17 protein-coding genes are annotated in these 21,975 nt (G+C 64.0%); 10 read left to right on the top strand and 7 right to left on the bottom strand.

The window, feature by feature from the left end:
* Nucleotides 1-2: 2 nt before the first annotated feature.
* The 3 genes from cycA (at nucleotide 3) to VK519_RS12905 (ending at nucleotide 2,702) form a co-directional block, all read left to right on the top strand.
* Nucleotides 3-1,379: a D-serine/D-alanine/glycine transporter gene (cycA, locus tag VK519_RS12915; RefSeq protein WP_324350367.1), complete on the top strand. Its 1,377-nt coding sequence runs from the start codon at nucleotides 3-5 to the stop codon at nucleotides 1,377-1,379.
* A gap of 171 nt (nucleotides 1,380-1,550) precedes the next feature.
* Entirely contained in the window at nucleotides 1,551-2,222 is a 672-nt protein-coding gene (locus VK519_RS12910; RefSeq protein ID WP_324350365.1) for an RHS repeat-associated core domain-containing protein, read from the top strand.
* A 159-nt stretch (nucleotides 2,223-2,381) separates the two neighbouring features.
* Entirely contained in the window at nucleotides 2,382-2,702 is a 321-nt protein-coding gene (locus VK519_RS12905; protein ID WP_324350363.1) for a hypothetical protein, read from the top strand.
* Nucleotides 2,703-2,799: 97 nt separating this feature from the next.
* Here VK519_RS12905 and VK519_RS12900 read toward each other — a convergent pair whose 3' ends face one another.
* Genes VK519_RS12900 through VK519_RS12890 form a run of 3 tightly spaced genes read right to left on the bottom strand, consistent with a single transcriptional unit; the run spans nucleotide 2,800 to nucleotide 8,612 of the window.
* A complete protein-coding gene (locus VK519_RS12900; protein ID WP_324350361.1) occupies nucleotides 2,800-4,215 on the bottom strand; it encodes an efflux transporter outer membrane subunit in 1,416 nt (471 codons plus the stop codon).
* Nucleotides 4,215-7,409, bottom strand: coding sequence for an efflux RND transporter permease subunit (locus VK519_RS12895; protein WP_324350359.1), 3,195 nt, complete (start codon nucleotides 7,407-7,409; stop codon nucleotides 4,215-4,217). Before VK519_RS12895 ends, VK519_RS12900 begins: the two co-directional genes overlap by 1 nt.
* A gap of 9 nt (nucleotides 7,410-7,418) precedes the next feature.
* Nucleotides 7,419-8,612 carry an efflux RND transporter periplasmic adaptor subunit gene (locus tag VK519_RS12890; RefSeq protein WP_324350358.1) on the bottom strand — a complete coding sequence of 398 codons (1,194 nt, stop codon included), beginning with the start codon at nucleotides 8,610-8,612 and terminating at the stop codon, nucleotides 7,419-7,421.
* Between the two features lie 132 nt (nucleotides 8,613-8,744).
* Between VK519_RS12890 and VK519_RS12885 the strand changes: the two genes are divergently transcribed.
* The 3 genes from VK519_RS12885 (at nucleotide 8,745) to VK519_RS12875 (ending at nucleotide 13,023) form a co-directional block, all read left to right on the top strand.
* Nucleotides 8,745-9,770: a LysR family transcriptional regulator gene (locus VK519_RS12885; RefSeq protein ID WP_324350356.1), complete on the top strand. Its 1,026-nt coding sequence runs from the start codon at nucleotides 8,745-8,747 to the stop codon at nucleotides 9,768-9,770.
* A 3-nt stretch (nucleotides 9,771-9,773) separates the two neighbouring features.
* Nucleotides 9,774-11,837, top strand: a complete 2,064-nt coding sequence (locus tag VK519_RS12880) for a beta-L-arabinofuranosidase domain-containing protein (protein ID WP_324350354.1) — start codon at nucleotides 9,774-9,776, stop codon at nucleotides 11,835-11,837.
* Nucleotides 11,838-11,928: 91 nt separating this feature from the next.
* Nucleotides 11,929-13,023, top strand: coding sequence for a serine hydrolase domain-containing protein (locus VK519_RS12875; RefSeq protein WP_324350353.1), 1,095 nt, complete (start codon nucleotides 11,929-11,931; stop codon nucleotides 13,021-13,023).
* On the opposite strand, the gene VK519_RS12870 is transcribed toward VK519_RS12875, so the two are convergent.
* Nucleotides 12,977-14,542, bottom strand: a complete 1,566-nt coding sequence (locus VK519_RS12870) for a winged helix-turn-helix domain-containing protein (protein WP_324350351.1) — start codon at nucleotides 14,540-14,542, stop codon at nucleotides 12,977-12,979. The genes VK519_RS12875 and VK519_RS12870 overlap by 47 nt on opposite strands.
* Entirely contained in the window at nucleotides 14,542-15,336 is a 795-nt protein-coding gene (locus VK519_RS12865; RefSeq protein ID WP_324350349.1) for an undecaprenyl-diphosphate phosphatase, read from the bottom strand. The genes VK519_RS12870 and VK519_RS12865 overlap by 1 nt, the downstream gene beginning before the upstream one ends.
* A gap of 230 nt (nucleotides 15,337-15,566) precedes the next feature.
* On the opposite strand from VK519_RS12865, the gene glnA reads away from it, so the two are divergent.
* From glnA to VK519_RS12845, 4 genes are all read left to right on the top strand, one after another.
* A complete protein-coding gene (glnA, locus tag VK519_RS12860; RefSeq protein WP_324350347.1) occupies nucleotides 15,567-16,979 on the top strand; it encodes a type I glutamate--ammonia ligase in 1,413 nt (470 codons plus the stop codon).
* A gap of 202 nt (nucleotides 16,980-17,181) precedes the next feature.
* Nucleotides 17,182-18,222 carry a virulence RhuM family protein gene (locus VK519_RS12855; RefSeq protein ID WP_324350345.1) on the top strand — a complete coding sequence of 347 codons (1,041 nt, stop codon included), beginning with the start codon at nucleotides 17,182-17,184 and terminating at the stop codon, nucleotides 18,220-18,222.
* Nucleotides 18,223-18,378: 156 nt separating this feature from the next.
* Entirely contained in the window at nucleotides 18,379-19,719 is a 1,341-nt protein-coding gene (locus VK519_RS12850; protein WP_324350343.1) for a hypothetical protein, read from the top strand.
* 37 nt (nucleotides 19,720-19,756) lie between these two features.
* Entirely contained in the window at nucleotides 19,757-20,746 is a 990-nt protein-coding gene (locus VK519_RS12845) for an LLM class flavin-dependent oxidoreductase (protein WP_324350341.1), read from the top strand.
* Between the two features lie 4 nt (nucleotides 20,747-20,750).
* On the opposite strand, the gene VK519_RS12840 is transcribed toward VK519_RS12845, so the two are convergent.
* Together VK519_RS12840 and VK519_RS12835 are read right to left on the bottom strand one after the other, a co-directional pair.
* Complete coding sequence (locus VK519_RS12840) at nucleotides 20,751-21,536, bottom strand: 3-hydroxybutyrate dehydrogenase (protein ID WP_324350340.1); 786 nt, start codon at nucleotides 21,534-21,536, stop codon at nucleotides 20,751-20,753.
* Nucleotides 21,537-21,541: 5 nt separating this feature from the next.
* A partial coding sequence (locus tag VK519_RS12835; protein WP_324350338.1) for an MFS transporter occupies nucleotides 21,542-21,975 on the bottom strand: 434 nt, incomplete at its 5' end.

The following is a 21,975-nucleotide window of genomic DNA, read 5'->3' as shown; positions in this document are numbered from 1 at the left end:
CGATGTCGACCGAGCCCGATCACCTCCGCCGCAGTCTTTCCAATCGCCACCTGCAACTGATCGCCATCGGCGGTGCCATCGGCACCGGGTTATTCATGGGGTCGGGGAAAACCATCAGCCTGGCCGGGCCGTCGATCCTGCTGGTGTATTTGATCATCGGCGTCATGCTGTTCTTCGTCATGCGGGCGATGGGCGAGTTGCTGCTGTCGAACCTCGAGTACAAGTCGTTCATCGACTTCTCAACCGACCTCCTGGGCCCCTGGGCCGGCTTCTACTGCGGCTGGACCTACTGGTTCTGCTGGATCATCACGGCGATCGCCGATGTGATCGCCATTGCCGCCTACGTGCAGTACTGGTTCCCGGGCATGCCGGCCTGGATACCCGCGGTGCTGTGCGTATTGCTGCTGCTTACGCTGAACCTGGTGACGGTGAGGCTGTTCGGCGAGATGGAATTCTGGTTCGCGCTGATCAAGATCATCGCCATCGTGGCGCTCATCATCACCGGCGTGGGCCTGGTGGCCTGGGGCTTCACCTCGCCCTCGGGCAATAAGGCGAGCCTTGCCAACCTCTGGAACGATGGCGGGTTCTTCCCCACGGGGATCGGCGGCTTCTTCGCCGGCTTCCAGATTGCCGTGTTCGCCTTCGTGGGCATCGAGCTTGTGGGTACCACGGCGGCGGAAACGGCCGACCCCGAGCGCAACCTGCCCAAGGCGATCAACTCGATCCCGGTGCGCATCATCATCTTCTACGTACTGGCCCTGGTGGCGATCATGATGGTCACGCCCTGGCGCCAGGTGCTGCCGGGCAAGAGCCCGTTCGTGGAATTGTTCGTGTTGGCGGGTATTCCGGCCGCAGCGAGCCTGATCAACTTCGTGGTGCTTACCTCCGCCACCTCCAGTTCCAACAGCGGCATCTTCAGCACCAGCCGCATGCTCTACGGCCTGGCCGAAGAGAACCACGCGCCGAAGGCGTTCTCGAAGCTTTCCAAAGCTGCGGTGCCCTCGCGCGGACTGATGTTCTCGTGCTTCATCCTGCTGTTGGGCGCGACCATGGTGTACGTGGTGCCGGACCTGGTGACCGCGTTCACCCTGGTCACCACGCTTTCGGCCGTGCTCTTCATGTTCGTCTGGTCGCTGATACTGTTCGCGTACATCGCCTATCGTCGCAAGCGCCCCGAACTGCACGCGGCATCGAAGTACAAGATGCCCGGCGGCGTGTTCATGTGCTGGGCGTGCCTGGTGTTCTTCGTGTTCGTGCTGGTGTTGCTGACGTTGCAGGCCGATACGCGCGCGGCGCTGATGGCCAGCCCGGTATGGTTCGTGTTGCTGGCGATCGGTTATGCGGTAAAACGAAAGAGCGTTGCCGAAAACGGGCATTAGACATAAGGCTCCGCCAAGAACGTCGCCACTTGTAAAACCTAAAACGGTGGGTGTTTACTAAATTCGGATCTTTAAGCGGATGTCATCCGCCCAGACGACGGATTCGATTGGGGGGAGAAAATGGCTGCCTGCGTTCGTCGAAGTTCGCTGCTTGCAGCAGCGTGGTTGCTGTTGACCACACTATCGCCTGTAAACGCAGCGGAACGAGTCACCTACTACTACACAGATAATCAAGGGACCGTTCTCGCACTTACCGATTCGAACGGTTCGATCGTTACCGCATCTGACTATCGTCCTTTTGGGACCAAGGTACTCGGTACCCCAAGCAGTGGCCCTGGTTATGCCGGCCACGTCGATGAAGCGGACAGCGGATTCGTTTATATGTCCGCCAGGTACTACGACCCCTCTGTAGGCCGCTTTTTAAGCGTCGATCCGAATGCCCCTACTGCAGCACAAACGACGAGCTTTAACAGATACGTCTACGGCGGCAACAACCCAAGCACATTTGTTGATCCAGACGGTAGACAGTACATACCTGCTTCTGCTTATACACAAAATTCTGCACTTTCGGATATTGAGGCTACAAACCATCTGGTCGGCGCAAGGGTCGGTGCCGCGGTGGCGATGATCTGCGCCTGTAATCCCTACTATCAAGCGCCACTAGGAAGTGGCGAGGTGCAGAGTGTAAGTTCTCCATTGGAGAACATTGCAGGCGCCGGGATCGAAGCAGCAGGTTCCAAGGCTGTTTCGACAATCGCTACCAAGCTGACGACGACGCTCTATCGCGCGCTCGTCCTCACAAGCTTCTCAGTACGCAAAAATGGCGACCCAAGCTTTCGGTGACCCCGCATACACAACTGTGAGTACAACGGCTTCGAAGAGCTTGCTGCAATCGATTGGATCGCAATCAGTAGACGGCGGCATTACCAGCTACACCATCAAGAACCCTCAGCTTCAATATTTGCAGCCTTCAATCATGAATTCCATGGATCTACCTTCCAAATGAAACGGATTGTCCACGGACGCTTATCACTGCGGTTCCTGACCACCGAAGAAGGTGGACGACGGGGGGCGGTTGATGCTCCAGCCTACGGTTACCGACCTACCGCCGAAATAGATGGGAAGTTCCTTGACATAAGGATCGTGCCCGCCATTCGAATGGAGCTTGGCCCGACCTACGAAGTCGAGGTGGCTTTTCTCGACATCGTCAACGCCCGCCCGCACCTTGCTGTAGGGCGGGAGTTAACTATATTGGAGGGAGGAAAAGTAGGGACTGCGACCATTCTTGAACTCGCCGATGGAGATCATCAAACCGACGGTTAACTGTAAGTGGGCTGGGGGGCTGGGTTGCGGGTCAGAGTAATGACTCTGACCCCATTTGCCTCGTCGATCGGGACGACCCCAGTAACGGCGCCTGAAGTTAGCGCGCCGCGACCTTCTCGCTGCCCGCCCAACCACCGCCCAACGCCTTGTAGATCTGCACGGCGCGCGTATTGATCGCCGCTTCACCCTCGGCCAGCTGGTCTTCCGCGGCCAGCTGCGTGCGTTGCGCGTCGAGAAGCTCCAGGAAGCTCGTCGAACCTTCCTTGTAGCGGATCTGCGCCAGGTCCGCGGCGCGGCGGCTCTGGTCGGCTTGTTCGATCAGGCGACCGACTCGCTCATGCTGGTGGTTGTAAGACACCAGCGCGTTGTCGACGTCCTCGATCGCCTGCAGCACGGTGCGCTGGTAGGTGGCGCGCGCCTCGTCAGCCCGGGCCTCGCTGGCCTTCACCCCCGAGCGCACGCGCTCGACGTTCAAGCCCGACCAGCTGATGCTGGGCGCGATGGACCACGCCCGGCTGTTGGCACCGCCGAAGTCATTGCTGCGGCCAGCCAGGAAGCCGACGAAGCCGCCGAGCGAGATGTGCGGGAAGTATTCCGCCTTGGCCACGCCGATGCGCGCATTGGCAGCGGCCAGGTTGCGCTCGGCGATGCGCACGTCCGGGCGGCGACGCAGTACGTCGTCAGCCGCGCCGATGGGCAGCGAAGTATCGATCGGATGGAAGCTTGCCGGGGAAAGATCCACTCCAAGCTCACCCGGACGTTCGCCCAGCAGTACGGCGATGCGTGCCTGCGAAGCGAAGGCATCGGCTTCCAGCGAGGGCAGGGCCGCCTCGGTCGCTGCCAGACGGGCCTTGGCGCTGGCCACGTCCTGCTCGGATCCGGAACCGATCTGCTCGCGGGCGGAGGTCAAACGCACCGTCTCGCGCTGGTTGTCGATATTGCGACGGGCCACGTCGATGCGCAGCTGCGTGCCGCGCAGTTCGAAGTAGTTGCGCGCCACTTCGGCGAACAGCGTGACCTGCGCATCCTGCAGCGAGGCCTCGCCGGCACCGACGTCCGCACGCGCCGCCTCCACCTGGCGACGGATGCCGCCGAAGAGGTCCAGCTCCCATGAGGCATCGAAGCCCGCCTGGTAGCTGGTGATGGTGGTGCGCTGGTCGGTGAAGCCCGGCTGTTGCTCCCTGGCGCGGGAATACGAGACGCCGGTTTCGAGATCGGGAATCTGCGCCGACTTCGCCGTACCCAGCAGCGCGCGCGCTTCACGCAGGCGCGCCCCGGCAATGGCAAGGTCGGGCGCGTTTTTCGCCGCCTGGGTAATCAATGCATCCAGCGTGCTGTCGCCGAACTGCGACCACCACTGGGCAGGTACCGAGTCGGGCGCCTGGGCGTTGGCATCGGCGCCGATCAGGGCCACCGGCTTTTCGACCGGCGCCTTGTAGTCGGGACCGACGCTGGCACAGCCAGCGGCGAGCAGGGCGGCGAAGATCGCCGTGTAACGGAACGGGGTATGCATCAGTGCTCTCCAGCGCCCTGCGCTTCAAGCGCAGCGTGTTCGCGGCGCAGGCGCCGGCGCTCGGCAGAGCGTTCGGTCCAGCCGCGGATGATGACGTAGAACAACGGGGTGTACAGCAAGCCGAAGAAGGTGACGCCCAGCATGCCGGCGAACACCGCCACGCCCATGGCATGACGCATCTCGGCGCCCGCACCATGCGAAGTGACCAGCGGCACCACGCCCATGATGAAGGCGAACGATGTCATCAGGATCGGGCGAAGGCGCAGCCGCGCGGCTTCCAGCACCGCGTCACGGCGCGACAGCCCACGGTCCTGCGCATCCTTGGCGAACTCCACGATCAGGATGGCGTTCTTGCAAGCCAGCCCCACCAGCACGATCAATCCGATCTGGGTGAAGATATTGTTGTCGCCACCGGTAAGGAAGACACCGGAGATGGCCGAGAGCAGCACCATCGGCACGATCAGGATCACCGCCAGCGGCAGCGACAGGCTTTCGTACAGCGATGCCAGCACCAGGAACACCAGCAGCACGCACAGCGGGAACACCACGACCGAGGTATTGCCGGCCAGGATCTGCTGGTAGGTCAGCTCCGTCCATTCGTAGGACATGCCATTGGGCAGGTTGTCCTTGGCCAGCTTTTCCATCGCTGCCTGGGCCTGGCCGGTGGAGAACCCCGGTGCAGCGCCGCCATTGATCTCGGCGGTGGGGTAACCGTTGTAGTGCTGCACGCGGTCTGGGCCCACGCCCTGCTTCACGGTCACGAACGAACCCAGCGGTATGGCGTCACCGGCGGCGTTACGCGTCTTCAGGCGCAGGATGTCCTCCGGCTCGTGACGATACGACGGATCCGCCGACACGTTCACCTGGTAGGTGCGGCCGAAACGGTTGAAGTCGTTCACGTACAGCGAGCCCAGGTACGACTGCATGGTTTCGAAGACGTCGGTGAGGTCCACGCCTTCGGCCTTGGCTTTCTCGCGGTCGACGTTCGCATCCACCTGCGGTACCGATACCTGGTAGCTGGAGAACAACCCCGCCAGCGCGGGCGTCTTCTGGCTGGCGCCGATCAGGCCCTGCGTCTGCTTGTAGAGCTCCTGGAAGCCAAGGTCGCCACGATCTTCCACCTGCAAGCGGAAGCCACCGATGGTACCCAGGCCGTTCACCGGCGGTGGCGGGAAGATCGCGATGTACGCATCCTGCATCGCCGAGTACTTCTGCGTGAGCGCAGCCGTGATCGCACCGGCCGACAAGCTGGGGTCGCGACGCTCGTCAAACGGCTTCAAGGTCACGAACACGATGCCGGAGTTGGTGCTGTTGGTGAAACCGTTGATCGACAGGCCCGGGAAGGCCACGGCGCTTTCCACGCCCGGCTGCTTCAGCGCCACGTCGCTCATCCGGCGGATCACGCCTTCGGTGCGGTCCAGCGAGGCGGCATCGGGCAGCTGCGCGAACGACACCAGGTACTGCTTGTCCTGCGGCGGTACGAAGCCGGTGGGGACGTGGGCAAAGCCCGCGAAGGCCAGGACCACCAGGCCGGCGTACAGCACCAACGCGGCCGAGCCCTTGCCCAGCACGCGCTTGACGCCGCCAACATAGCCATTGGAGGCACGCACGAACAGCCGGTTGAACGGACGGAACACCCAGCCCAGGCCGCGCTCGAGCACGATGGACAGTTTGTCCTTCTTCGCGCCGTGGCCCTTGAGCAGGATCGCCGAAAGCGCCGGGCTGAGCGTGAGCGAATTGAACGCCGAGATCACCGTGGAGATGGCGATGGTGAGCGCGAACTGGCGATAGAACTGGCCGGTGAGGCCGCTTATGAATGCCGCCGGGATGAACACCGCGCACAGCACCAGTGCCGTGGCCACGATCGGCCCGGTCACTTCCTTCATCGCCGCCCGGGTAGCTTCCAGTGGAGGCTGGCCCAACTCGATGTGTCGCTCGACGTTTTCCACCACCACGATGGCGTCGTCCACCACGATGCCTATCGCCAGGACCAGGCCGAACAACGACAGCGCATTGAGCGAGAACCCGGCCAGGTACATCACCGCGAAGGTGCCGATCAACGATACCGGCACGGCGATCAACGGAATCACCGACGCACGCCAGGTCTGCAGGAACAGGATAACCACCAGCACCACCAGCGCGATGGCTTCGAACAGGGTGTGCACGACGGCGTCGATCGAACCACGCACGAAAACGGTGGGGTCGTAGACGATCTGGTAATCCATCCCTTGCGGGAAATCCTTCTTCAGCTCGACCATTTCGGCGCGAACCTGGTCGGAGATGTTGATGGCGTTGGAACCCGGGCGCTGGAACACCGGCACCGCCACGGCCTCCTTGTTGTTCAGCAGGCTACGCAGCGCGTAGCTGTTGGAGCCCAGTTCCACCTTGCCGACGTCACGCAGGTGGGTGACCGAGCCCTGCGGGTCGCTACGCACCACGATATCGAGGAATTCATCCTCGGTGGTGAGCCGGCCCTGCGTGTTGATGTTCACCTGGAAAGCGTTGTTGTTGGGTCCCGGCGGTGCGTTCAGGGCGCCGGCAGCGACCTGCACGTTCTGCTCGCGGATGGCCTTGATCACGTCGCCCGTGGTCATGTTGCGCGAGGCGAGTTTTTCCGGATCCAGCCACACGCGCATGCTGTATTCGCCGGCACCGAAGATCTGCACGTCGCCCACGCCATCCAGGCGCGCCAGCTGGTCCTTCACGTGCAACCGCGCGTAGTTGGACAGGTACAGCATGTCGTAGCGGTTATCGGGCGAGGTCAGATGCACGACCATGGTGAGGTCGGGCGAGCTCTTCTGCGTGGTCACGCCCAGGCGCTGCACTTCTTCAGGCAAGCGGGGCAGGGCCTGTGACACGCGGTTCTGCACCTGCACCTGGGCATCGTTCAAATTGGTGCCCAGGGCGAAGGTGACCGTCAGCGTCATCTGACCATCGCTTGTGCTCTGCGACGACGTGTACAGCATGTTTTCCACGCCCACGATCTGGGTTTCAAGCGGCGTGGCGACGGTTTCGGCGATCACCTTGGGGTTGGCGCCGGGGTAGCTGGCCTTGACCACCACGGTGGGCGGCACGACCTCGGGATACTCGCTGATCGGCAGCTTGAACAGCGAAATGCCGCCTGCGATGACGAGAAGCACGGAGAGGACGCCCGCCAGGATCGGGCGGTCGACGAAGAACTGGGCGATTTTCATGTCTGTGCCTTAGCGGCCGGCATCCGCGAGCGACGGGGATTTCGTCGTACGGTTGGCAACCTGCGGATCGGTGTCACTGCGACGGGAATCCATCGCGACGGTCTTGGGCGTCACTTCCACGCCGGGGCGTACGTGCTGCAGGCCGGATACCACAACGCTGTCGGCAGCCGTCAGGCCGTCGTCGACCACGCGCAGGCCGTCGACCAGCGGACCGGTCTCCACGCGGCGGTATTCGATCTTGCGATCCTTGCCCACCACGTAGACGAACTTGTTGCCAAGGTCGGTGCCTACGGCGCGGTCGTCGATCAGCGCGCGCGGACGGTTGCCGGCGCTACGCAGCTGGATGCGGGCGTACAGGCCCGGCGTGTAGGAGCTGTCGGCGTTGTCGAACACCGCGCGCAGGCGGATGGTGCCGGTGCCCGTGCGCAGCTGGTTGTCGACGAAGTCGATGTGGCCGGCATGCGGATAGCCCTGCTCGTCGGCCAGGCCCATGGAGACGTCAGGCGCATGGCCACGCTCGCGTCGCAAACGGTCGATCTTGAGGTAGGCCTGTTCATCCACGTCGAAGTAGGCGTACACCGGGTTCACGCTCACCACGGAAGTCAGCACGTCGTTCGGCGTCACCAGGTTGCCCGCGGTGATCAACGCGTTGGACACGCGGCCATCGATCGGCGCGCGCACCTCGGTGAACTCGCGGTTCAGCCGTGCGGAAACCAGTGCCGCACTGGTGGCCGCCACCTGCGATTGCGCGGTCACAGCCGCAGTCTGCTGGCGGTCGGCTTCTTCCTTGGACACGGCTTTCTGTTCGAGCAAGCGGCCGGCACGCGAGGCATTGGCCTGGGCTAGCGATAGTTCCGAGCGGGTCTGGGCAAGGTTGGCTGCCAGGCGATCGACCTCGGCCTGGTAGGGTCGGGGGTCGATACGAAAGAGCAGCTGGCCTTTCTTGACCAGCGCCCCCTCGGTGAATTCCACGGAATCCACGTAACCGCTGACCCGCGGGCGCAGCGCAATGGTGTCCACGGCTTGCAGCCGGCCGGTAAAGGAGGCGGCATCGTCCACCGGGCGCACCAATACCTGGGCAACGGTGACTTCAGGTGCCGGAAGGGCGGCCGCGGCCTGGGTGGGCGCCGGGCGTCCCAACCAGAAGGCCGATGCTGCCACCACCGCGGCCGCGGCCGTGGCGAATACGATCTTGGTCTTCATTTAACGTGCCCCAATGTTCTGGTCCGGAGAAATACCGGACCGGTCAGGTTAGTAACTGGGTCTTGCTCCGGCGGATAAAAGTCGGCGTAGAATCATTTGTCCTGTGACCAGCAGTCATCAATAGGCGAAGCGATGGAAGACTTTTCAGCGATTGCCGCGTTCGTACGCGTTGTCGAGGCCAAGGGCTTCTCGGCAGCCGCCCCAAAACTGGGTATGACCCCCTCCGGGGTGAGCCGGGCGATCGCCCGGCTCGAGGAGACCCTGGGTGTCAGGCTCTTCTTTCGATCAACCCGAGCCCTGCGTTTAACCGACGATGGCGGCGCGTTCTATGAACGATGCAAGCAGATCCTGATCGATCTGTCTGAAGCCACCGAGGCCCTGGGTGAATCGCGCTCATGCCCCTCGGGCAAGCTCCGGGTGGGCGTGGCGGTGTCCATCGGGCGCGCCGTGTTGATGCAGAACCTGGCCGATTTCGAGGAAAAGTACCCCGCGATCCGCCTGGACCTCTCCATGTGCGATTACCCCTACGACCTGAACGAAGAAGGCATCGATTGCGCCATCCGCATCGGCGACCTGCCCGATTCGAACCTGATCGCCCGCCGGCTGGGTTACCTGCGCAACGTGCTGTTCGCCTCGCCCGGCTACCTGGCAAAGCATGGCCGGCCCACCAGCATCGAAGACCTGCAGAAGCACCGCCTGATCCGCCATATTTCGCCCAGTACGGGCAAGCCCACGGCCTGGTGCCTGGAAACCAGCGAGGGCCGGATCGAGGTGGATTACGAGCCGCACATGATGATCAACGATGGTGAATCGGTGATCCAGGCCGCGGTGAACGACTTAGGGATCATCTACGCCCCGCACTGCATGGCTGCCGGCATGGTGGCCAAGGGCATGCTGGAAGTGGTGTTGCCGGAGCTGGTGTGCACCGGCTCCCCAGTGTGGATCGTCTATCCGCAGAAGCGGCACCTGTCCGCGCGCGTGCAGGCCTTCATCGGCTGGGTGGATGCGCTGTTCTCACGCACGAATGAGCCTGAGTGCGCGGTGTCCTTTGCCAAGGATCCACCTTCCGCCTATGCAGCCGAGGCGGCTGCAGCCGCCGCAAGGAAAGGGCGAACCGAAGCCACGACCGAGGAAGAGCCTGACATGGCGGTGGCCTGAGGCGTGGCCGATACGGACGTACTCACCGGGCGGCGCGCATTCATCCGTGCCGCCGGCACCGCCGTCGCCGCGCCTGTGCTTAGCTTCGGCGGTGGCGCCTTCGCGGCGGGTGCGTTTGCAGCCGTCGCGCCCAACGGCGGCAGCACCGCCGACGCGTCGTTCCACAGCGTTGTGTTCCCACCACCGCCGCTGGCGAAGCAACCCTTCCAGCTTCTGCCCACTGGTGCGATCAAGCCAACCGGTTGGCTGCGACGTCAGTTGCAGGTGCAGGCCGACGGCCTGGGTGGGCACCTGGACGAGACCTGGCCGGATGTCGGCCCCGACAGCGGATGGCTGGGCGGCAAGGGCGAATCGTGGGAGCGCGGGCCGTATTTCCTCGACGGCCTGCTGCCACTGGCCTGGCAGCTGGATTCCGAGCCGCTGAAGTCGAAGGCGCGCCGCTTCATCGACTGGACGCTCGACCACCCCTGGCCTGACGGCATGTTCGGCCCGCGTGGCAACGACGACTGGTGGCCGCGCATGGTGATGCTGAAGGTGCTGACCCAGTTCCATGAGCTCACCGGCGATGCCCGCGTGATCCCGTTGATGACGAATTACTTCGTGCACCAATTGCAGGCGCTGCCTGCGCGCCCCCTGCGCGACTGGGGCCGCATGCGCTGGCAGGACGAACTGGTGTCCGTGGTGTGGCTTTACAGCCGCACGAGCGATCCCCGCCTGCTGGAGCTGGCCAAGCTGCTGCAGGCCCAGGGCTACGACTGGCAGGGCATGTTCGCCAACTTCCCCTTCAAGGCGAAGGTGGATCCGGAGGCCATCAAGAAAGAGGCCGGTGCCGGTGATGCCTTCATGGAAGACATAGGGCTGCAGGTGCACGGGGTGAATAACGCCCAGGCGTTGAAGGCGTCACCGGTGTGGTCGCAAGTGTCAGGCAAGACCGCCGACCGCGAAGCCGTGCACCACCAGCTGGCCATGCTCGATCAGTACCACGGCCTGCCCAACGGCATGTTCTCGGCCGACGAACACCTGGCCGGACGCAACCCGTCGCAGGGCGTGGAGCTTTGTGCCGTGGTCGAGGCGATGTACTCGCTGGAACTGGCCCTGGCCATTACCGGCGACGCGGCCATCGGCGACCGCCTGGAGCGTATCGCCTTCAATGCCTTGCCCGGCACGTTCACGGACGACATGTGGGCGCACCAGTACGACCAGCAGCCCAACCAGGTGGAGTCGAGCCTGCACCGCCGGCCGTGGACCACCAATGGCCCGGAGGCAAACCTGTTCGGCCTGGATCCGCATTTCGGTTGCTGCACGGCCAACTTTCACCAGGGCTGGCCCAAATTCACCGCCAGCCTGTGGATGGCCACGGCCGATGGCGGACTGGCCGCTGCCGCCTATGCCCCTTGCGAGGTGGCGACGACGGTCCGTGGGGTTCCGCTAAGGCTCGAGCAAGCCACGGACTACCCGTTCCGACAGCAGGTAAGGATCACCCTGCATCCGGAATCGCCCGTCGCCTTCCCGCTGCGGCTGCGCATACCGGGCTGGTCGCCGCGTACGGCGATCAAGGTCAACGGCCAGTCCGTGGCCGCCGCAGCGCCCGGGAGCTTTGCCACGGTAGAGCGCAGCTGGAAGGCCGGCGATACGGTCGAGCTCGCCTTCGATGCCCACCCGGTGGCCGAAGCAGGCTTCAATGGATCACATAGTTTCACCTTCGGCGCCCTGGTCTTTTCCCTGCCTATCCGCGAGAACTGGGTGCGCTGGCGCAAACGCGGCCTGACCGCCGATTGGCAGGTGTACCCGGGCTCGCGCTGGAACTACGGCGTGTCGGCGGGCGCCAGGGCGGTTGCCAGCGAGCACGCCCTGCCCGTCTCGCCCTTTGCAGGGCCACCGCCGCTGACCCTCGCCGTCGAAGGCCGGCCGGTACCGGCATGGAAGGCCGAGGAGGGCGCTGCCGATCCGGTGCCCGCCCAACCGAAGGCCGCCGTCGATGAGCCGGCCACCATACTTACCCTGGTGCCCTACGCCGTGGCGAAGCTGCGAATCACCTCGTTCCCGGTGATTGCCTCACCTTCATAATTCTTCACTTGCCGAATCAGGCACTTCATTCGACGGCATGGCCTGATGGCCGAAGCGGCAGTGGGCCGCGCGCCGTCGGAGCCTTCAAGTGATGAAGTTGCCTGCCCTGGTCTTTTCCCCCGTGCTGGCCCTTGCCCTTGCGGCGGCCACGCACGCTTCGCCCCCATCGCAGCGCCTGGACCCGGCCCGCATCGCGGCCGTGGAGCCGAAGATCGCCGACAACACGTTCAAGGACATCACCAGCCTGCTGGTGGTCCAGGACGGCCGCACCGTGTACGAGCACTACTTCAACGGCAATGCCGCCGACACCCTCAACGACATCCGCTCGGCTTCGAAAAGCGTGACGGCGCTGCTGATGGGTGCAGCGATCGACCGCGGCCTGGTCAAGGGCGTCGACGCGAAGGTGTACGACTTCTTCCCCGAGTACCACGAGGCGGACGTGCGCAAGCGTGCCATCACCGTCGAAGACCTCATGACCATGAGTTCGATCTGGGAATGCGACGACGAGAACCAGTTTTCCACTGGTAACGAGGAGCGCATGTATGTCAGCGAGCGCTGGCTCACTTTCGCGCTGTCCCTGCCGGTGAAGGGCTTCGCACCGTGGATGACAAAGCCCGCGGAAAGCCCCTACGGGCGTGCGTTTTCATACTGCACGGCTGGTGCATTCACCGCTGGCGCCGTCGTCGAACGCGCTGCACACAAGCCCCTCTCGGCTTTCGCCGCCGAAGTACTGGAAAAGCCCCTGGGCATCAGCCACGTGCAATGGAATGTTTCCGCCGAGGGCATCGGCATGGGGGGCGGTGGCACCCGTTACTCCGCGCGCGACTTGGCGAAGATCGGCCAGCTCGCCCTGGACGATGGCCGCTGGCAGGGTCGGCAGGTGATACCCGCCGCGTTCATCCATTCGATGCTTACGCCGCATGCCCAGGCCAGGGAGGATGCCGAGTACGGTTACTTCTGGTGGCGCTTCCACTTCAAGGCGGCCGGGCACGAGTTCGTGACCTGGGCAATGGGGGGAAACGGCGGCAACTATGTGTTCGTGGTGCCCGAACTGCATCTGGTAACGGTGCTCACCAGCCACGCCTACAACAAGAGTTATGCGCACCCGCAGTCGCAGAAGATATTCACAGATTATGTGCTTAGCGCGACGGCGGCGGCAGGTCCGCCGGCCGCCAGCTCGCATTGAGCACCTCGGCGCGCTGGCGCGCGACATCGGCGGCGATCCGGTCCAGGGCATGGGCAAACCCCGGATCGCCCGCCAGCTTGATGAACAGCGGCGACACCTGCAGGTAAGCCTGGTCTCGGTAACCGGCGTCGATCGCGCGGTTGATCGCCGCCACCGCCGCTGTCTTGCGGTCGCGTGAGAGTTCAAGCACTGCCAGTTCCAGGTACTGCGATGGCCACGGCGTGCCGCCCGTCAGCTGATGGTTGAACTCGTCGATGCGTTCGGCGATCCACGCCGGGTCGACACCGGCCGCGGCGTAAATGCCTACCAGCGTGGTGGGCAGGCTGGCCAGGGGTCGCAGGCCCGCAGCATGCTGGAAGGCGGCGTCCGCGGCGACGCGGTCACCGCGTTGCAGGGCCAGTTCACCAGACAGTAAGTCCAGCTCGACGTGCGGGGTGTTCCGCCCCTGTGCTACCGCCAGTTCCGAGGTGGCCTGGGCGAAGCGGCCCTGCAGGAACAGCGAACGCGGCCAGGCCAGGTTCGAGAACACATTGTCGGGATAAAGCCGGAAGCTGCGTTCCAGGCGCATCTGCGCGTTGGCGGTGAAGCCGAGCAATTCCAGTTCGCGGCCGATCTGCACCTCGCGGAAGCGTACCTTGCTGCCGTCGCCGCGCATCGACAGGTTCTCGTGCAGGGCTTGCGCCAGCAGGCCTTTCTCCTGGTGCAGGTAGGCCAGTGAAGCGCGCGTGGCGTCGTCGGCGGGATCCAGCTGCACGGCATGCGCATAGGCGGCCATGGCCTCGTCGATGCGGCCGGCGCAGTCCTGCGCATAACCCTTCGCCGACCATGCCGTGGCGCGGACCGGGTCGATGGCAAGCAGTCGGTTGGCCAGCTCCAGGCCGCGTTCGACGTCGTCGCGGTCGCCGTTGTAAAGGCAGGCGCGGGCGCTCATCGCGCGGCTCAGGCCCAGCATGGCGTCGCGGTCCAGCGGGGCTTGGTTCAGCGCATCGGTGTACAGCTCGATCGCGCGTTCGTTGTTGTCGCGCTGGCCGATTGCCGCGTAGTACGACGCACGCACCAACAAGGGGCTGCGTGGATCGGGCGGCGGCGTGCGTTCAGCCCGGTGCATCCAAACGTACGCCGCACAGGTGGCCGCGAACGCGCCGGCCACGCCCACCGCCAGCCACCAGGGCCACCGCCGCGGCGTGGTTTCCGGCAACAACGCCTCGCCCTCGATCCGCGGCATCGCCGCCAGCTGGTAGCCGCGTCCGCGTACCGACCGTATATAGCGTGGCTGCCGGCCTTCGTCTCCCATCGCCTGCCGAAGCAGCTTGATGCGCTGGGTCACGGTTTCTTCGCCCACCACTGCCGGCGCCCACACCTTTTCGATCAGCTCGTCGAAGCCGACCACGCGATCACCTTGCGCAAGCAGGAACGCCAGCAGGCGGAAGCTCAGTCCCGACACCGGAAGGACATCCTCGCCGCGCGTGACGCGCTGGCGTTCGGTGTCGATGCCAAGATCGAGCAGGCGGTACTGCATCAGCCACCGAACTTCAGGAAGGCCAGCAGGCCCACGCCCAGCACGATGCGGTAGATCGCAAAGGGCGTGAAACGATGGGTGCGGATGTAGCCCAGCAGCCACTTCACGGCGATAAAGGCGACCACCGCCGATACCACGAAGGCGACGCCGAGCGAGGTCCAGTTCTCATGCACGCCGTTGCCGTGGTGGAGCGTTTTGAAAAGTTCGTAGCCACTGGCGGCGTACATGGTGGGAATGCCCACCAGGAAAGAAAACTCCGTGGCTGCCGCGCGGTTGGTGGTGCCGGCCATCATCGCGCCGAAGATGGTGGCCATCGATCGCGACGTGCCGGGGAACAGCCCGGCCACCATTTGCAGCAGGCCCACCACGATGGCGGTACGCCAGGTGATCTCCGTGCGGTCGACGCTGCGGGCGGCCAACTGCTCGGCGGCCAGCATCCAGATGCCGCCGATCACCAGCGCCCAGGCGATCGGGCCGAGCGTCTCGGGCAGCCTGAAGCCCATCTTCACCGCAATGAAACCCAGTACCGAGGTGATCAGGAAGGCCACCGCGAGCTTGGCCAGATAGTCGCGGTTGGCGGGGTCGCGCCATTGCGAGACCAGTTCCCAGACCCGCCGCCAGTAGATGAAGGTGACAGCCAGGATCGCGCCGGCCTGGATCACCACGTTGAAGGTGTCCGACCGTTCGCCCAGCCATCGCTCGGCGATAAGCAGGTGACCGGTGCTGGAGATGGGGAGGAATTCGGTGATGCCCTCGATGATGCCGAGCAGGATGGAGTTGAGGAGGTCGCCCACGAAACGTTCCGGCAGGTAAGGGAAGCGGCCTAGCTTAAGGCCTTCGCGCCGCAAAGGGTTTCGCCCTGCGCTGCCGCGCGACATACTGGGGAGGCACGTCGTTGCAATGCCCCATAGTGGTGCAATCGCTGTGCAACGGCCCCGTCAAGTCATTGATGTACAAGAAGCTTGCGTTGGCACATCGATTGCTATGGACGCCCCATTCACCCACTAACCCGAGGTTTCGCCCCATGTCCTCCGTTGAAAACGTGCTTGACCTGATGCAGGAGCACGATGTCGAGTTCGTCGACTTCCGCTTCGTCGACGTGCTGGGCAAGCAGCACCACGTGACCTTCCCGGCCCATGCCGTGGATGCCGAGACCTTCGAGGACGGCAAGATGTTCGACGGCTCGTCGATCGCCGGCTGGAAGGGCATCAACGAGTCGGACATGGTGCTGATGCCCGACCCGGACTCCGCCTACCTCGATCCGTTCTCCCAGCATACGCAGCTGGTGCTTCATTGCGACGTGCTCGAACCCAGCACCATGCAGGCCTACGGCCGCGATCCGCGCTCCATCGCCAAGCGCGCCGAGGCCTACCTCAAGAGCACCGGCATCGCCGACACCGCGTTCTTCGGCCCGGAGCCTGAGTTCTTCATCTTCGATTCGGTCCGCTGGCAAAACGACATGGGCCGGGTGTTCTACGAGATCGGTTCCGAAGAAGCCGCCTGGAGCTCGCGCTACAAGTACGAGGGCAACAACACCGGCCACCGTCCCGGCGTGAAGGGCGGTTACTTCCCGGTAAGCCCGGTGGACACGCTGGGTGACCTGCGCGCGGACATGTGCAAGGTGCTCGAGTCGCTGGGCCAGGTGGTGGAAGTGCACCACCACGAAGTGGCCAATGCCGGCCAGTGCGAGATCGGCGTGAAGTTCAATACGCTGGTGAAGAAGGCCGACGAACTCATCACGCTCAAGTACGTGATCAGGAACGTCGCCCACCAGAACGGCAAGACCGCCACCTTCATGCCCAAGCCCATCGTGGGCGACAACGGCTCGGGCATGCACGTGCACCAGTCGCTGTCCAAGGGTGGCGAGAACCTCTTCGCCGGCGACCTCTACGGCGGCCTGTCGCAGACGGCGCTGTGGTACATCGGCGGTATCTTCAAGCACGCCCGCGCCATCAACGCCTTCGCCAATTCCTCCACCAACAGCTACAAGCGCCTGGTGCCGGGCTTCGAGGCGCCGGTGATGCTGGCCTATTCGGCCCGCAACCGCTCGGCCAGCTGCCGCATCCCGTATGTGTCCAACCCGAAGGGCCGCCGCATCGAACTGCGCTTCCCGGATCCGGTGCAGTCGGGCTACCTCACCTTCACCGCGCTGATGATGGCGGGGCTGGACGGCATCATCAACAAGATCGACCCGGGCGCACCGTCCGATAAAGATCTTTACGACCTGCCGCCGGAAGAAGAGAAGAACATCCCGCAGGTGTGCTCGAGCCTCGACTCGGCCCTCGATGCGCTGGACAAGGACCGCGATTTCCTCAAGGCCGGTGGCGTCTTCACCGACGACTTCATCGACAGCTACATCGCGCTGAAGATGCAGGAAGTCACCCGCTACCGCGCCAGCACGCATCCGCTGGAGTTCCAGATGTATTACGCGATCTGATCCTTAAGGGTTAACGCCCATAAGGTCGCCAAATGCCTTGCTGGTGCCTTGGTTTTCAAGGAATCTCGCCAGCAAGGCTTTTTTGCGTCCGCACGTTGGGAAAAAATCAACGACCATGCCGGTTTCCTGGGACACCGGTCTGCAATCTGCGTAAATTAGATCCCCAACCGGCAAACAATGTCCGCAAAGCAAAGGAGTGCACATGACCGAGGGCAAGGGTGAACTGATCCTCTACCGCACCGAGGACGGGCAGACTGACATCCACCTGCGCGCGGCCGATGGCACCGTCTGGCTTACCCAGGGTGAAGTGGCGGAGTTGTTTGAGACCACCAAGCAGAATGTGAGTCTGCACATCCGCAACATCTTGAAAGAGGGAGAGTTATCGGCTGAAGGAACTGTCAAGGATTCCTTGACAGTTCAAACTGAAGGCCGTCGTCAGGTCAGTCGACCTGTTCAGCTTTATAGGCTCGACCTGATTCTGGCAATTGGTTTCCGCGTGCGATCCCTGCGCGGAAGCCAGTTTCGCCGCTGGGCTGGTTCCACCTTGGAGGAGTACCTGGTCAAAGGCTTCGTGCTAAACGACCTGCGCCTGAAGGATGCCGAACGAGCCGACTACTTCGACGAGCTGCTGCGCCGCATTCGTGACATCCGAAGCTCGGAAAAGCGTTTCTACCAAAAGCTGCGCGACCTGTTCAAAATCAGCAGTAGCGATTACGACGGCACCGTGCAGACGGCCAAGACCTTCTTCGCCACAATCCAAAACAAGCTGGTGTTCGCGATTACCGGGCGTACGGCAGCGGAACTAGTCGTGGAGCGTGCCAATCCCAACGCAACCAACATGGCGTTGACCCATTGGTCTGGCGACCGGGTTCGCAAGTCGGATGCAGTGGTCTCAAAGAATTACCTGGGTCCCGACGAGCTCGATCAACTCAATCGATTGGTTACGATGTTCCTGGATTTCGCCGACGACCGCGCCTCCCGCCGCATCGAGACTCGAATGGCCGATTGGATCACACAGACTGATCGTTTCCTGAGTTTCAACGAACGCTCGTTGCTCACCGGTTCTGGCCGAATCTCCCGCGAACGGATGGAAGCCCTGATTAGCGAGCGCTACGCCACCTTTGATGCCCGGCGCCGAGCCATCGAGGTGCAGGCCTCCGAGCAGGAAGCCGACGAAGAACTGGAACAGCTGCAGGCGCAAGCAACGCGGCTGACATCCGGCAAGGACACAGACAAACCTTAATCCAAGAACAGAACTGTCCTTGTCCAGAAGATCCGGAATTTCTGCCACACCCTCCGCGACGACGTGATCTATCGCGCGCCATTAAGTTATTGAATCCCCGGCCGATACCGCTACTATCCAGCCACGCCTGAAGTGGCGCTTGCAGGGGTTCAACAGATGGGTTTGGCCAGGCGCATCGCCGGAGCGGTGTTCGTGCTGTTGTTGCTGGTGATGGGCATGGCTGCGTGGGGCCGTTTTCGCGCACCCAGCGCCGCCGAGCGCGATGCGCTGGAATTGCTACGCCTGGACTCCACCCCGTTGCCGGCGAAGAACGCCTGGCATGCCCTGTGGCTGCTCGATTACGTCATTCCCGCGGGTGAGCGCGAGGCGGTGTACGACCAGGATCTGGCCCAGTTGCGTGACCGCGCCGCCGCGGTACACGCGGGCAAGCCCGTACCGCCGTTCCGCAAGGCAGCCGATAGCCAATACGGCGCTTTGCCCAAGCTCACCGACGACGACCGCTCGGCGATCTGCCGCCCGGTTTCCCAGTGCCTGGCGCAGGTGCGGACCCATCCGGAGGCCACGCGCCTGGTGCTGACCCGCCATGCCGACCGATTGGCCGCCATCGCAGGCCTGGCGGGCATGGACTATCTCTGGAACGACATGCCGCCGGTAACGGGGGCGCCGGGTCCCGACATTGGCGACGTGCAGGCGCTCTGGCTTACCGCGGCAGCCTCGGACTTCGTCGAGGGCCGGCAGCAGGAGGGCCTGGCCCAGGCCTGCACCAGCGCGCTGACCATGCGCCGCCTGCACATCGGTAGCAACGACGCGCTCGGCTCGGTGATCACCGCACGCTGGGCCATCGAGGCCGGTGGCCTGGCCATGGACATGCTGGCGCATATGCCCGGCGACGCCCCGGTACCCGCTGCCTGCGCCACGGCGTTCGCGCCGCCCACCGACGCCGACGTAAATTTTTGCGAAGTTTCGCGCGCGATGTGGCGCGGCAGCTTTGGCAGCATGGAGAATTTCCCGGTGGTCAGCCATGGCACAGGGGGCGACGCCTGGTGGTTGCTCAGCCGCGACCAGACGCGCCGGCTGGCGGCGCCTGCGTTCGTGACCGCATGCAAGGCTGACGTCCGGGCGGCGGAACTGGCCGATGCGCGCCTGGCCGATGCCCTCCAGCCCCAGCCCACACCCGATTTCATCGACCGGATCGGCAATGTCCAGGGCGTGGACCTGGCCCTGGCTGGCGTGCCGAATTTCGTGCCGTACCTGCGGCGCAGCCAGGATTATGCCGCCACCTTGCGCATGTTCGGCACCGCGCTCTGGCTGCGAACCCTCAAGGGTGACTACCGCACCCTGGCCACCCGCGTGGCCGCGCGGCCGACCAGCCTCAATCCGCCGGGTTCGCGGACGATCAAGGCCGGTCCCGACGGGATCAGCCTGGAAATGGACCTCTACGCGCCTGCCGATGGCGAGCATCTGACCACGGTGCCCCTGCCGGTCCCCGCATCCTGATCTTGCAATGCCCCGGCATGCCGCCATCTGACGGGGCATGACTTCCTATTCCGTTCTCGACCTCTCCCCCATCATCAAGGGCGGCAGCGCCAGCGATGCCCTGAATAACAGCCGCGACCTGGCGGTGCACGCTGAAGCCTGGGGCTACAAGCGCTTCTGGCTTGCCGAGCACCACAACATGGCGGGCATTGCCAGCGCGGCCACGTCGATCGTGATCGCCCACGTGGCCGCGGCCACCTCGACCATTCGCGTCGGTTCCGGCGGGGTGATGCTGCCCAACCATGCGCCGCTGGTGATCGCCGAGCAGTTCGGCACGCTCGAGGCGCTATTCCCCGGCCGCATCGACCTGGGGCTGGGGCGTGCACCGGGCAGTGACCAGCTCACCGCGCGCGCCCTGCGCCGGGAATTGGGTGCCAGCGACGAGCGATTCCCCGAGGACGTTGCCGAACTGCAGCAGTTCCTGGGCGAGCCGCATCCGTTGCAGCGCGTGCGTGCGGTGCCGGGGCAGGGCTCGAATATTCCAATCTGGCTGCTGGGTTCGAGCCTGTTCAGTGCCCGATTGGCGGCGGAACTGGGCCTGCCGTTTGCCTTCGCCTCGCACTTCGCACCCGATGCACTGATGCAGGCACTGCATGTGTACCGCACGCTGTTCCGTCCTTCCGCGCAGCTGGACAAGCCGCACGTGATGGTGGGCGTGAATGCCTTCGTCGCCGACACCGACGACGAGGCCCGGTTCCTGTTCACCTCGTTGCAGCAGCAGTTCCTGAACCTGCGGCGCGGCACGCCAGGCCAGTTGCAGCCGCCGGTGGACACCATGGACGGCCGCTGGACGGAGATGGAGAAGCGCGGACTGGAGCACGCCATGCAGTACGCCGCGGTGGGCTCGTCCGCTACCGTGAGTTCGAAGCTTGCGGATTTCATCGCCGCGACCGGCGCCGACGAAGTGATGCTCACCGCGCAGGTATTCGATCATGCCGCGCGGTTGAAGTCGTTCGAGCTTGCCGCAGGCGTGATGAAGTCGCTCTGAGGGCCTAGTCCATCACCCAGCCGTGCGAGGCCAGCAGCGATTGCCCGGTCAGCGCATTGGACGGAAAGGCGGCCATGAACAAAGCCACGCGCGCGATGTCCTCGAGCGTGGTGAATTCACCATCCACGGTATCGCGCAGCAATACGTCGCGGATCACGTCTTCCTGGGTGATGCCCAGTGTTGTCGCCTGCTCGGGAATCTGCTTCTCCACCAGCGGAGTGCGCACGAAGCCGGGGCACAGGACATTGGCGCGGATGCCATGGGCTGCGCCTTCCTTGGCGATGGTGCGGGCCAGCCCCAGCAGGCCGTGCTTGGCGGTGACGTAGGGTGCCTTGAATTTCGACGCCACGTGCGAGTGCGCAGAGCCCATCATGAGGATCGAGCCACCTTTGCCCGAAGCGATCATCTGCCGCATCGCGGCGCGGGACGTCAGGAACGCGCCGTCGAGGTGGATCGCCAGCAGGCGTTTCCATTCGGCGTACTGGAAGTCCACCAGCGGCGCGATCACCTGGATGCCGGCATTGGACACCAGGATGTCCACCGCGCCCCAGCGCGAAGCTACCTCGTCGAAGCCCTGGTTGACCGCACCCTCTTCGGTGACGTCCATGGCAAGGCCCAGCGCAGTGCCATTGCCGCCGTCGATTTCGCCCGCCACCATCTCGGCCGCATCGCCGTCAAGGTCGGCCACCACCACGCGCGCACCAGCGGCATGGAAGGCCATGGCGATGGCCTTGCCGATGCCGCTGGCGGCACCGGTGATCAACGCGACCTTGCCGTCGAGCTCGCCCATGGCTTTCAGGCACCGATATCGCGAAGCTTCTTGCCGTGCATCAGCTTGCGCTCGATATCTTCAAGCGTGATGCCCTTGGTCTCCGGCACCAGCCAGAACGTTAGCAGGATGAACACGGCGTTGAAGGCCGCATAAAGCCAGAACGTCTGGCCCGGGCCGATGCCGTTGACGAGGGTAAGGAAGGTGTTGCCCACCACCCAGTTCATCGCCCAGTTGGTGAAGGTCGATACGCCGATGCCGAAGTCGCGGCCCTTCAGTGGCTGGACCTCCGAGCACAGCGTCCAGATCAGCGGGCCGGCCGACATGGCGAAGCCGATGATGAAGACCAGCAAGGTGCCGACGGTGAAGTACTGCTCGGCGCGGGTGGTGGTGCCGATGTGGATCATCGTGCCAACGACCGCCAGCGACACGGCCATGACCACGAAGCCGGTGTAGAGGA

Source organism: Pinirhizobacter sp. (assembly GCF_035317885.1).
In the GTDB taxonomy this organism is placed as follows: Bacteria; Pseudomonadota; Gammaproteobacteria; order Xanthomonadales; family Rhodanobacteraceae; genus Pinirhizobacter.
The sequence above is the reverse complement of the archived record's forward strand: the minus strand, read 5'-3'. Positions and strand labels throughout refer to the sequence as shown.